The 12,294-nt window shown below is 70.7% G+C and carries 11 protein-coding genes; 2 read left to right on the top strand and 9 right to left on the bottom strand.

Annotation, left to right across the window (positions count from 1 at the left end; translation table 11 throughout):
- Nucleotides 1-16 precede the first annotated feature (16 nt).
- From AB8K43_RS07105 to metK, 5 genes are all read right to left on the bottom strand, one after another.
- A complete protein-coding gene (locus AB8K43_RS07105) occupies nt 17-679 on the bottom strand; it encodes a hypothetical protein (protein WP_370892887.1) in 663 nt (220 codons plus the stop codon).
- 5 nt (nt 680-684) lie between these two features.
- Nucleotides 685-2,265, bottom strand: coding sequence for an RsmB/NOP family class I SAM-dependent RNA methyltransferase (locus AB8K43_RS07100; protein WP_370892885.1), 1,581 nt, complete (start codon nt 2,263-2,265; stop codon nt 685-687).
- A gap of 30 nt (nt 2,266-2,295) precedes the next feature.
- Nucleotides 2,296-3,228, bottom strand: coding sequence for a methionyl-tRNA formyltransferase (gene fmt / locus AB8K43_RS07095; RefSeq protein ID WP_370892884.1), 933 nt, complete (start codon nt 3,226-3,228; stop codon nt 2,296-2,298).
- Nucleotides 3,229-3,288: 60 nt separating this feature from the next.
- Entirely contained in the window at nt 3,289-5,379 is a 2,091-nt protein-coding gene (locus tag AB8K43_RS07090; RefSeq protein WP_370892882.1) for a primosome assembly protein PriA, read from the bottom strand.
- A 72-nt stretch (nt 5,380-5,451) separates the two neighbouring features.
- Nucleotides 5,452-6,672 (bottom strand): methionine adenosyltransferase, encoded by a 1,221-nt coding sequence (gene metK / locus AB8K43_RS07085; protein WP_370892880.1) that lies wholly within the window; start codon nt 6,670-6,672, stop codon nt 5,452-5,454.
- Nucleotides 6,673-6,846: 174 nt separating this feature from the next.
- On the opposite strand from metK, the gene AB8K43_RS07080 reads away from it, so the two are divergent.
- The gene (locus AB8K43_RS07080; protein WP_370892878.1) at nt 6,847-8,343 is read left to right on the top strand and encodes a hypothetical protein; all 1,497 of its coding nucleotides are present in this window, start codon (nt 6,847-6,849) and stop codon (nt 8,341-8,343) included.
- Nucleotides 8,340-9,464, top strand: coding sequence for a hypothetical protein (locus AB8K43_RS07075; protein WP_370892876.1), 1,125 nt, complete (start codon nt 8,340-8,342; stop codon nt 9,462-9,464). The genes AB8K43_RS07080 and AB8K43_RS07075 overlap by 4 nt, the downstream gene beginning before the upstream one ends.
- Before the next feature lie 356 nt (nt 9,465-9,820).
- Here the strand turns inward: AB8K43_RS07075 and coaBC are convergent, their stop codons facing one another.
- Genes coaBC through mihF form a run of 4 tightly spaced genes read right to left on the bottom strand, consistent with a single transcriptional unit; the run spans nt 9,821 to nt 12,244 of the window.
- Nucleotides 9,821-11,065 (bottom strand): bifunctional phosphopantothenoylcysteine decarboxylase/phosphopantothenate--cysteine ligase CoaBC, encoded by a 1,245-nt coding sequence (gene coaBC, locus AB8K43_RS07070; RefSeq protein WP_370892874.1) that lies wholly within the window; start codon nt 11,063-11,065, stop codon nt 9,821-9,823.
- Between the two features lie 13 nt (nt 11,066-11,078).
- On the bottom strand, nt 11,079-11,351 hold the full coding sequence (gene rpoZ, locus AB8K43_RS07065; RefSeq protein ID WP_370892872.1) for a DNA-directed RNA polymerase subunit omega: 273 nt from the start codon (nt 11,349-11,351) through the stop codon (nt 11,079-11,081).
- 24 nt (nt 11,352-11,375) lie between these two features.
- The gene (gene gmk / locus AB8K43_RS07060; RefSeq protein WP_370892870.1) at nt 11,376-11,930 is read right to left on the bottom strand and encodes a guanylate kinase; all 555 of its coding nucleotides are present in this window, start codon (nt 11,928-11,930) and stop codon (nt 11,376-11,378) included.
- A complete protein-coding gene (mihF, locus tag AB8K43_RS07055) occupies nt 11,927-12,244 on the bottom strand; it encodes an integration host factor, actinobacterial type (protein WP_370892868.1) in 318 nt (105 codons plus the stop codon). The genes gmk and mihF overlap by 4 nt, the downstream gene beginning before the upstream one ends.
- Nucleotides 12,245-12,294: the final 50 nt, after the last annotated feature.

Genomic DNA, 12,294 nt, shown 5'->3' with positions numbered 1-12,294 from the left:
CCACCGGCGACGGGCTTTAGCGAGGCGCGCAGCTGTGGCCGGAGTACATCTGGGCAACCCGGTCCGCGCTGTCTAAGACGAAACCGACGCCGGAATCGCCGTACCAGACGCCAAACTCCCGCTTCCCGGTCGCTGGGTTCGTCTCCACCGACGCGGCGCGCTCTCCGTCGAAGGCTCGCTCGACGGTGGTGAGGTCGTCTCCGATCGTGACGCCCTCGGGGCCGGTCGCGGCGGGCTTGCCCCCGTCGGCTCCGTCGGTCGGAGCGAGATCCCACCCGATGATGCTGCCTCGCGACCACCCGAGGATGTTCGGACCAGCAGGCTGCTGATCGAGCACGGTCACGACGAGATCGCCCCAGCGGTAGAGGGTGTTGCGGGTGAGCTCATCGCCGCACATCGTCTGCGTCGTCGTCCGATCGGGCCGCCCGAGGACGCCGACCAGTCGGGTTCCGCGAGTGAGGGGCTCGCCCCCATCGACGCTGATCTGGCCATCGATGTGGAGTTCGATCGCGCGGTCCTCCCACGGACGCGGCGCGCTCGTCGGCGATTCCGATGTCGAAGGGGGAATCCCCTCGGTGGTCGCGGATCCCCCTTCGGCAGACCTGGCGTCGACCCCGCACCCGGCGAGGCTCATCGCGAGCGCGGTGCACACCGCCAGCGGGACACCGGCGCGTGGCATCGGCGTCAGCGCTTCCTCAACAGGGCGACGTACATGCCGTCGGTGCCATGGCGATGCGGCCATAGCTGCACGGCCGGCCCGTCCCCGGTATCGGCCACGACCTCACCGGCCGCATCGCGGAGGAAGGGCCGCGCGTCGATCTGCTCGACATCGTCGCGCTTCTTCAACACATCGGAGACCACGAAGGTGGTCTCCGATAGGTGCGGACTGCACGTCGCGTAGGCGATCACTCCCCCGGGTGCGGTCGCGTCGATCGCGCTCGCGAGGAGATCGCGCTGAAGGGGGCCGAGCTCGCCGAGGTCACTCGGCTGGCGACGCCACCGCGCTTCGGGGCGTCGGCGGAGTGCTCCAAGTCCCGTGCACGGGGCGTCGACGAGCACCCGCGTGTAGCGCTCGGGTTCGTCCTCGCCGACCTCCCGGCCGTCCCCGGTGCGAACCTCGATCGTGCGACCGGACGCTTCGGCGGCAGCGATCGCCGGGGCGAGGGTCTGGCGGACCAACTCGGTGCGGTGCTCGCTGACCTCGTTAGCCACCAGGTCGGCTCCCTCCTGGACCGCGAGAGCCGCCAGCAGGCCAGCCTTGCCGCCCGGCCCAGCGCAGAGGTCCAGCCATCGCTGCGGCCCGTCGGTTTCAACAGGGACGGCAGCGAGCGCAAGGGCGAGGAGCTGACTCCCTTCATCCTGGACCGCTGCGCGGCCTTGCCGGACCGCTGCAATCGACCCCGGATCTCCTTGCGGCCAGTGCGCCCCGACCGGCGACAAGGTGCTGCGCTCCGCGCCGGCGTCTTCGAGCTCGGCCATCTCGGCGAGGCCCGGACGGGCGACCAGCGCGACTCGTGCGGGCGCGTTGTCCGCGGCGAGCAGTGCCTCGAGCTCGGCGTCGATCGTCTCTGGTGTCGCCGCCCCATGCCCGAGCAGGCCCTGGCGTAGGGCCTTGACGACCCATTCGGGGTGGGAGTGGACGAGCGCAAGACGCTTGATCGGCGCGAGGTCGTCGGGAGCAACCTGAGCGATCCACTCATCGAGACTGTGCTCGCTGATCCGTCGCATCACCGCGTTGGTGAGGCCAGCCGCGCCCTGACCGGCGACATTGCGCGCCAGACCCACGGTCTGGTCCGCAGCCGCGTGAGCCGCGACTCGCATCCCGAGGAGCTGGTGGGTGCCGAGGCGGAGCACGTCGAGGAGGTGGCCATCGATCCGGGCCGCTGGGCGGTCCGCAGCGGCCGAAATGATCGCGTCGTAGAGGCCCTGCATCCGCAGGGTGCCGTAGGTGAGTTCGGTCGCGAAGGCGGCATCGCGGCCGTGAACACGGCCGTCTCGCAAGGCTTTTGGCAGTTCGAGATTGGCATACGCACCGGCTGCCACGGCCCGCAGGACGTGATAGGCCGCCGAGCGAGCCGGGTCGGCCGAGCGGGATCGCTGCGACTGAGCCTGGGCGCTGTACCGGCGCGGACCGCGGTGCCCGCGGTCACCTCGCCCGTGACCGCGGCGCTCATCACGCCGCTCGTCGCGGCGGCCCTGGCCACCGGAGCCCCGTCGCTCGCTCCAACCTCGTCCGCCGTGCTGATCTCCCGCGCGCTCATTCATCACGAGAAAGGGTAACCGCGAGGTCGGTGATCAGGCGTCGCCGAGCACTTCGCCGGGCTCGATCCGGGCACCACGCGCCCAATCCGCAGCGGCGAGCTCCTTCTTGCCATGCGGGCGGACCGTGGTCAGCCGCACGGGCACCGTCGTGGTCCCGACGAGCACCTCATGCTTAGCCACCCGCAACAGGCCAGGGGCGAGCGCCTCGGCTTCGGGCACGGGTTCGACCGGTCCGAGCCCCAGCCGTTGACTGCGGAAGGTCGTCCAGCCGCCAGGTGCTGGCGTGCAGCCGCGGATCACCCGGTCGATCACCATGGCGGAGGTCGCGAAATCGACCCGGGCATCGTCCACGGTGACCTTCGGAGCCTGCGAGACCCCCTCTGTGGGCTGAGGAACGGCGGTCAGCTCTCCGGTCGCGATCCCATCGACGGTCGCCGCAAGCAGACCCGCGCCCGCCTCGGCGAGCCGACCGAGGAGTTCCCCAGCGGTGTCGCGCGGTCGGATCGTCTCGGTCATCACGCCGTAGACGGGGCCGGTGTCGAGTCCGCGCTCGATCTGGAAGGTGCTTGCGCCCGTCATCTCGTCGCCGGACATCAGGGCCCACTGGACCGGAGCGGCGCCACGCCAGGCCGGCAGAAGGGAGAAGTGGAGGTTGACCCAACCGTGCGGCGGCCCGGCGAGCAGGTCGGCGGGCAGGATCGCTCCGTACGCGACGACCGCGCAGACATCCGGCGCCAACTCGGCGAACCGGGCGCGGAAGTCGGGATCGCCCGGTTTGGCCGGTGTGAGGACCTCGATCCCAGCCTCCTCGGCCACGGTGCGCACGGGAGAGGGCGCGAGGCGGCGCCCACGACCGGCGCGCGCATCGGGCCGGGTCAGCACCCCGATGACCTCGTGAGGACTCGCGAGCAAGGCCCGCAGGCTGGGCACGGCGACTTCCGGCGTCCCAGCGAAGAGAACCCTCATCGCTTCCTCTTCGGCATCGATTGGCTCATCGGCTCGTCACGGCGTCCCACGCGAGAGAGTCTAGGCACCGGCCCTGCGGCCAGGTCCGCGCGAGGTGGCCCCGAGAGCGATCTCGTCGTAGCCGCCCGAGCCGCCCACCCGGATTGCCGTGAGCGGGTCAAGTTTGCGTCCGCTCTCGGTCGCCCGGATGCCGCGCAGCGTCGCCGCGACGGCTCCCCCGCTTTCCCAGGGAGCGCGCACCAGCAGGGCGCGGCGGTCGGCCTCGCCCCCTTGGAAGGGTCCGAGGACCTCCACTCCGGGCGCTGCGGCCCTTACCTGTTCGGCGATCCCCTCCGCGCGTGCCCGGGGGGTGCGGACCGTGGCCGACCAGGTGGTCGGCGGGAGGTGGAGCTCGGCTCGCTCCTCGAGTTCGCGCTCGGCCAACCACGCCGGGCCCCACCGCACTAGTGCCTCGATCGCGGGGATCTGAGCGTGGGTGGGTGCACCGCAAAGGACGACCTCTCCCCCTTCACTGGACGGGCGCACCAGCGCCGCGGCCGCCAACCAGCGGCGCAGCGCCTCCGGGCCGGCCTCGAGGCTGGGCCGGTCGAGCAGCGCCCAGGCATCGAGCAGCAGGGCCGCGGCGTACCCGCCGTCGGCCACCGGTTCGGCACCGGGCGTCGCGATGACCAGCGCCGGATCGGACCCGACGGCGGCGAGCACCTCGCCCGACCCCGAGGTGATCACCTTGGTCCCGGGGAAGGCTCGCCCGATCTCCTCGGCGGTGCGGCGCGCCCCGATGACACCGGAGCGCACGCGAATGGAATCGCACGCGGGACATCGGAAGGGGTCGCGTGGCACCGTCCCACACCATCGACAGCGCGCGGGCCCGTCGGGCCCGTCGAGGGCCATGGGGCCCTCACACACCTGGCACCGGGCGGGTCGGCGGCAGTCCGCGCACATGAGGGAAGGGAGGTAGCCGCGGCGCGGTACCTGGATCAAGACTGGCCCGCGTTCGAGCGCCGATCGCGCGACCCGCCACGCCGCCGACGGGATCCGGGCCCGTGCGGCCGGCCCGTCCCGCTCCGCATCGAGGCCCTCCCCCGCGATAGACACCCGTGGCCGGCCATCGGTGGCCCCATCGATCACCGGCATCGTCCCGGCGGCGACCAAGCGAGCGATTGGGACCGACATCGCGAACCCTCCGGCCAGCACCGCGGCCCGCTCGATGCCCGCCCGGGTGATCAGCACGTCGCGGGTGTGGGGGTATGGCGCGCGGGGTTCGTCGTGGAGGTCGTCTCCGTCGTCCCACCACGCGACGAGACCGAGGTCGCGCACGGGCGCGTATGCCGCGGCGCGGGTCCCCACCACGACCCGCACGTGGCCGCGCAGCACCTTCAGCCACGCCGTGTAGCGCGCCTGCGGACCCTGATCGGCGGTCAGCGTCACGTGCCGCTTTGGTCCGAGGACCTTGTCGAGAGCGGCGCTGACTCGGGCGACATCGCGCCCATCGGGGACCACGATGATCGAGCCCCGACCGCTCGCGAGGGTGCCTGCTGCAGCCGCCGCGAAGGCATAGGGCCAGTCCAGATCGGGCGGTACGCCCGGCGCGGCGAGCCACGCGGCCCAGGGGCTTTCACCCGCAGCAACCCGTGACCACCACGCGGCGCCGGCACGGTACTGCGCCCACACGGGCGGCGTCTCCTCAAGGGCTGGTCCCTCGTCCTCGTCCGGTGCCTGATCCGCGAGGGCGCGCTCGGCGCGAGCGTGCCGCGGCGGGATCGCGAGACGGAGCACATCGCCGACGGTCCCCGCCCCCTGAGCGGCGATTCGCTGCGCCGCCTCGAGAATCGGCGGGGTGAGGACCGGCTCGGCCGATACCACGCTACGCACAGGGGTGAGGCGGCCCTGATGAGAGGGCGCGACGGGGCGCGAGACGATATATCCCGCCAGGTCCTGGCCCGCGAAACGCACCCGCACGCGGGCCCCGGGGACGGCCTCCCCTTCGAGCTCGGCGGGCACCGCGTAGTCAAACGGGCGGTCGAGGTGAGCAAGACCGGTATCGACGAGCACCTCGGCAACGCCGCGAGTGTGGGGCCGCTTCGGCTCCGGCAAGCCCGTGAGGGCCAACGTGCCGGGATCAACCGATGGCTCCTCTCGATCCTCGCTCATGAGCGTCACCATAAGAGAAGGGGGCGACAACCCAACCGGGCCATCACCCCCTTCTCAGCGGACGTGAGGCGGCTACGCGCCGACCGCCCGGCGAAGTTCCTCGGCGCGGTCGACCCGCTCCCAGGTGAAGGCGTTGTCGTATCCCTCGGCGCCGGTCCGGCCGAAGTGCCCGTAGGCCGCGGTCGGCTTGTAGATCGGCCGGAGGAGCTCGAGCTGCTCGACGATCGCGAGGGGGCGCAGGTCGAACACGGCGGTCACCGCGTCCTGGATCTTGTCGACCGGCACCGTTTCGGTCCCGAACGTCTCGACGTAGAGGCCGACTGGCTGGGCCTTACCGATCGCATAGGCCACCTGGACCTCGCAGCGCCGGGCGAGACCGGCGGCGACGACGTTCTTGGCCACCCACCGCGTGGCGTACGCCGCGGAGCGGTCCACCTTCGACGGGTCCTTGCCCGAGAAGGCGCCACCGCCGTGGCGGGCCATGCCGCCGTAGGTGTCGACGATGATCTTGCGGCCGGTGAGGCCCGCGTCACCCATGGGGCCACCGATGACGAACTTCCCAGTGGGGTTGATCAGCGTGCGGTAGTCGCTCGTGTCGAGGCTGGTACCGGCGTCGGCGAGCCCCGCCATGACCGGCTCGATGACCTCACGCACGATGTCGGCGTGGAGCTGCTCCTCATGGTCGACATCCTCGGCGTGCTGGGTCGACAGGACCACGGTGTCGAGCCGCACGGCCCGGTCGCCGTCATAACCGATCGTCACCTGGGTCTTGCCGTCCGGGCGAAGGTAGTCGAGCACGCCGGTCTTGCGAACGACGGTGAGCCGCTCGGCGAGACGGTGCGCGAGGAAGATCGGCAGGGGCATGAGCTCGGGCGTGTCATCGCAGGCGTACCCGAACATCAGGCCCTGGTCACCGGCGCCCTGCTTGTCCTTGGGGTCGACCCCTCCGGTCCGGTTCTCGTAGGCGGTGTCGACGCCCTGGGCGATGTCGGGGCTCTGCTGACCGATCGAGACCTCGACACCACACGAGGTGCCGTCAAACCCCTTCACCGACGAGTCGTAGCCGACACCGAGCACGGTTTCGCGCACGATCTTCGGGATCTCGACGTAGGCCTCGGTCGTAACCTCGCCGGCCACGTGGACCAGACCGGTCGTCACCATCGTCTCGACCGCGACCCGACTCCCGGCATCGAGGCTCAGCATCGCGTCAAGGATGGAGTCGGAGATCTGGTCACAGATCTTGTCGGGGTGGCCTTCGGTGACCGACTCGGACGTAAATAGGCGTGCGGACACTCTTCAAGCTCTCCTTCGTCGGTGGCGCGCGCCACCGATCTGGGCGGCGTGCAGGTCGTTATCGGCCAACTTACCGCGCACAGGCCCAGATCAGGGTGTGATCTCGGACCGTCCCCTCCGCATCTGCGACGATGGTCCCCTAGCGAAGGGTGTTCGAGATCAATGGAGGACGTCATGGACGGATCACAATCCGCCCCTACCGCGCCGCCAGCGACCCCAGATACTCCCCTGACCCTCCTCGAACGCGCCCAACGGCTCGCCGACGAGGTCCGTGCCGAGGCGCAGCTCAAGCTCCAGGCCGCCCGCGAGGAGGCCGCGCAAATCACTGCCCAGACCGGTCAGGCTCGCCATGACCTTGGGCACCTGCGCGCCTCGGCCGATGCGGCCCGCGAAGAGGCGACCCGCCTGATTGAGGCGGCTTCCGCCGAGGCCGCGGAGATCATCGCCGACGCGACCGATCAGGCTGCTCTGCTGCGGGAGCGAGCGACGAAGGCGAGCGATGAGGCGCAGGCGATCGCGGAGTCTCAGGCCGAGGCTCTCGTCGCCGAGGCTCGCCAGCGAGGACGCGAGATCCTGGAGCGCGCCAAGGAGCGTCATGAGCAGGTCACGACCGCGCTCGCCCAGCGCGAAGAGGAGGTGCGTGCCGCCCTTCAGGCCGAGCGGGCCGCCCAGGATGAGGCCCTGGCTCGACAGCGCCAAGAGGTCGAGTCCTCCCTCGCGCAACTGCGGGCCGAGACCGAAGCGCAGGTCCGCTCCGATCTCGATACAAATGCTGCCGAGATCGAAGGGCGACTCGCCGACACCGCACGTCACGAGGCAGAGGTGCGCGATCGCATCGACGCCCTGACCGCCGCTGCGGAGGCGACCGCCGCCCGGATCACCGAGGAGTCCGAGCGCGAGGCCGAGCGGATCACCGGCGAGGCCGATGCGCACCTGGGATGGGCGCGCCAGGTCGTTGACGAGATCGTCAAGCAGGCGAAGGGCGAAGCCGAGCAGCGTGCTCGGACCCAGTCCCTCGAACTCGCTCACCACGCGGGCGAGGTTCGGTCCCGAATTCAGCACCTCCTCGACGGCACTCGGGCGACGAGCAGAGAGCGATTGGCGGAGGCGCAGGCGCAGGCGACCGCCATGCGCGACCAGGCCGAAGCGGTCCTCGCCGCCGCCCAGCAGGACGCCGAAGCCACCCGGGAGGCCGCCGCACGCGACGCCGCCCGCATCGTGGCCGAAGCCGAAGAACAGGCCGCGGATCACCATGCCCGGGCGGCCCGGCGCCTCGCGGAGGCCGAAGCCGGCTCCCGCACGATCAGGGAGCGCACCGCGTCCGATCTGGAGCGCCAGCAGAGCGAAGCTCACGAGCGCCACCGCGCCGAGCGCGCCGAACTGGTGCGCATCTCCGACAGCGTCCGGGCCGACGCCGAGAAGATGCGCGCCGAAGCGCGCGAGGCCGTCGAACGCGCCCGGGCCGAGGTCGCCGCGCTCGCGGCCCAACGTGATGACATCACCAGCCAGCTCGCGAGCCTGACCGGCGTGATCGAGGCCCTCGCCGTGCCCGAGCCGACACCGGCGGAGGCCGACGCACCCGACCCCTTCGATAACACCTCGTCCCCCACACCGACGTCCCCTGCCGCGCAGAAGCCGAACGCCGCAGACCCGTTTAAGGAGATCCAATGAACCCCAACCCGCCCTTCCCCACGGCCTTTCGTGGGTACGAGCCGACCGCGGTCGACCAGGCGCTCGCCGAGGCGACTCAGGCCGCCGAGGCCGCCCGCCAGGAGGCTGCGCAGGCTTCGGTCGAGCTCACCAAGGCGCTGCAGGCCAACGCCGCCCTCAGCCGGGATCTCGACCGTGAGCGCACGTCGGTCGCGAATTTGAAGCAGGAGGCGCGTAAGGCTTCGAGCCCCTCCTTCGCTGACCTGGGCGAGCGGGTGGGGCAGATTCTGAGTCTCGCTGACGACGAGGCCGGCGATCTGCGCAAGGCCGCCGCCCAGGAGGTCGAAACGATGCGCGCGGAGGCCGCGCAGGGTGCCGAGGCGGCCCGCGCTGAGGCCGATCGTTACGCGGAGGAAACCCGCAGCAAGGCCGAGGTTGAGGCTGCCGAACGGTTGGCCCGTGCCCAGAAGGAGGCCGACAGCCTCCTCGACGACGCCGCCCGCGAGGCGATGACCCGCCGCGAGGAAGCTGAGGCGTACTTCGAGAAGCACCGCGCCGCCGCCGCAGCGCAGGCAGCCGACTTCGAAAAGACCCTCAGCAACCGCCGGGACCGGGCCGCGGACGAGTTCAATACCCAGATGTCCAAGCAGGAAGCGGCGCTCGCCGCCGTGCAGGACCGGGCTGCGGTGCTTGCCAAGGAGGCCGAAGAGGAGCACGCCGCGCGCTCCGCCGAGGCGAAGAAGATTCTTGAAAAGGCCCAGGAAGAGGCGACGCGCACCGTATCGGCCGCGCGGGCCCAGGCGGAGCGTGTTCGTCGCGACTCCGAGCGCGAGCTCGCCGCGACCGCCGCGCGTCGGGACAGCATCAATGCCCAGCTCTCCAACCTGCGCAATATGCTCGCGACCCTCGGCGGGGCGGCAGCGGCCAATCTCGCCGACTCCGACGGCCAGCAGGCTCCGGCCGAAGCGGCGGCGCCGCGCCAGGGCGACGAGGCGAACCAGCCCGAGAAGCATGGCGAGCAGGTCGAACACGTCGAGGTCGAGCAGACCGAGGTCGACGCCGCGCCCGAGGGCGAGCAGAACGGCGAGAAGAAGGCCGAGAAGAACACCGAGACCACCCAGGCCATGAAGACCAAGGGCTAAACCCCCTTCCCGACTCGGCCCCGTCAGCGAAGGCGTCGACGGGGCCGAGGCGTGTCAAAGGTGCCCAGCACCGCACCTTGCGCACCCCAAGTGCCGGGCGCGGCCTGCGAAGGGTGCTCAGTGCCGCACCTTGCGCACCCCGGTGCCGGGTGTGGCCTGCTGAAGGTGCCTAGCGCCGCACCTTGCGCACCCCAGTGGCGGGCGTGGCCTGCTGAAGATGCCTAGTGCCGCACCTTGCGCACCCCAAGTGCCGGACGTGGCCTGCTGAAGGTGCCTAGCGCCGCACCTTGCGCACCCCAAGTGCCGGGTGTGGCCTGCGAAGGGTGCCCAGTGCCGCACCTTGCGCACCCCGGCGGTTACAGCTCGTGCAGGACAGCGTCCCAGACGGCTTCGGCGATCTCGCTCTTCGGCGCGGGGCCGACCGTCGTCACGGGCGCAGGCTCCCCCGGCGCCTCGGGGCGGCGCAGGATGTGCACGGTGCTGGAGTCCTGGCCGAAGGTGACCCCGACCCCCACTTCATTGACGACGAGCAAGTCGGAGCCCTTGCGCTCGAACTTCTCCCGGCCGTGATCGAGGACGCTCCCCCGGTCGTCGCCGGTCTCGGCGGCGAACCCGACGATCAACGGCGTCCTCCCCGAACCTCGGCGCGCGACGCTGTCGGCGAGGATGTCGGGATTGCGGACCAGCGTGATCGTCGGCGCGGCATCGGGATTGGCCGGATCGTGGGTCTTTTTGATCTTGGTGTCGACGTACTCGGCGGGCCGGAAGTCGGCGACGGCGGCGGCCATGACGAGCACATCGATCTGATCGAAGTGGGCCTCCACCGCATCGCGCATGTCGAGCGCGGTCTGGACGGGGATCACTTCCACCCCGGGAGGCGGGACGATCGTGGTGGCCCCGGAGACAAGCAGCACCGACGCGCCGCGCGCGGCAGCGGCGGAGGCGAGGGCGAAACCTTGTTTCCCGGAGGATTGGTTGCCGAGATAGCGCACCGGATCGAGCGGCTCGCGGGTGCCGCCCGCGGTGATCAGGACGCGGCGACCGGCGAGGTCGGCACCGGCTCCCCCTTCGGCCGCGACCCGCGCGACCCGAAGAGCCTCATCGCGGATGTGCTCGGGTTCGGGAAGCCGGCCCGGACCGGTATCCGCCCCGGTGAGGCGACCGGATGCCGGCTCGATGACGTGCACGCCCCGCTCGCGCAGGGTCGCCACGTTGGCCCGAGTGGCGGCGTGATCCCACATTTCGGTGTGCATCGCCGGGGCGAGCACGACCGGGCAGCGCGCGGTCAGCAGGACGTTGGTGAGGAGATCCCCGGCGAGGCCGTGGGCCGCCTTCGCCAGCAGATCGGCGGTCGCCGGAGCGACGAGTACCAGGTCGGCCTGCTGGCCGAGGCGCACGTGCGGGACCTCGGTGATGGAGGTCCACACATCGGTTTGCACCGGGCGCCCGGACAGGGCCTCCCAGGTCGGCGCGCCGACGAAATGCAGCGCGGCGTCCGTGGGGACGACGGTGACCTCATGCCCGGCCTCGGTCAGAAGGCGGAGAAGCGAGGCGGCCTTGTACGCGGCGATCCCGCCGCTCACCCCGAGGACGATACGCACGCCGCGGTAGGCCTTAGGCCTCGTCGGTTTCGGTGGCTTCGCAGGTCAGCAGCCCGTCGTTGATCTCCCGAAGGGCGATCGACAGCGGCTTCTCGTGGACCTGGGCGTCGACCAGCGGGCCGATGTACTCCAGCAGACCCTCTTGGATCTGGCTGTAGTACGCGTTGATCTGACGGGCGCGCTTGGCACCGTAGATGACCAGGGCGTACTTCGAGTCGGCCTGGGTCAGCAGGTCATCGATCGGCGGGTTGGTGATGCCGGTGGGGTTGGCAATGGTGCCAGACAATGGGTCGTCCTCGTCTCTTCGTTTTCAAGCAGATTGCATCAATGATACGAGTTCCGCGGCGGCCCGCTCGACATCGTCATTCACGATGATGTGGTCGAACTCGCTCTGCGCGGCCATTTCCCCCTGCGCGGTCGCGAGCCGGGTGGCCTGCTCCTCGGCCGTTTCGGTCCCCCGCCCCGTCAGCCGAGAGACGAGATCGTCGAAGGACGGCGGGGCCAAGAAGACAAACCGGGCGGTCGGCATCGTCTCGCGGACCTGGCGTGCGCCCTGCAGATCGATCTCGAGCAAGGGCAGCCGTCCAGCCGCGACCGCCTCTTCGACCGGCCGACGGGGGGTGCCGTACTTCGCTCGGCCGTGAACGACCGCCCACTCGAGCAGATCCCCCTGCTCGACCATTTCGGTGAAGCGTTCATCGGAGACGAAGTGGTAGTGGACACCCTCGACCTCTTGGGGCCGCGCCGGGCGGGTGGTCGCCGAGACCGAGAGCCACACCTGCGGATGATGGGCCCGGATGAAGGCAGCAACGGTCCCCTTACCCACCGCCGTCGGTCCGGCGAGGACGGTCAGTCGTGCCGTCACGAGCGCTCGAAGCGGGCCACCAGGGCCGCGATCTGATGCTGCCCGAGCCCACGCACGCGACGGGATTCGGCGATGCCGATGTCGGCCATGATCTGACGCGCCGAGACCTTGCCGACTCCGGGCATCGCCTCCAGCAGCGCGGTCACCTTCATCTTGGCGATCGCCTGATTGGTCTCGGCATCGGCGATGACCTCGCCGATGGACGCCCCGGCATGCTTCAGCCGGTCCTTAATCGCGGCCCGCTCGCGACGCGACGCCGCGGCCTTTTCCAAGGCGGCTGCGCGCTGCTCGGGGGTCAAAGGGGGTAGGGCCATCATCAGCCTCCGAGTGCTCGCCTGCCAGTAGGTAACTCCCAACGATAGGG

It is taken from the genome of Janibacter sp. GXQ6167, assembly GCF_041365945.1.
GTDB lineage: Bacteria > Actinomycetota > Actinomycetes > Actinomycetales > Dermatophilaceae > JBGFSK01.
This window is presented reverse-complemented; position numbering and strand designations above follow the sequence as displayed.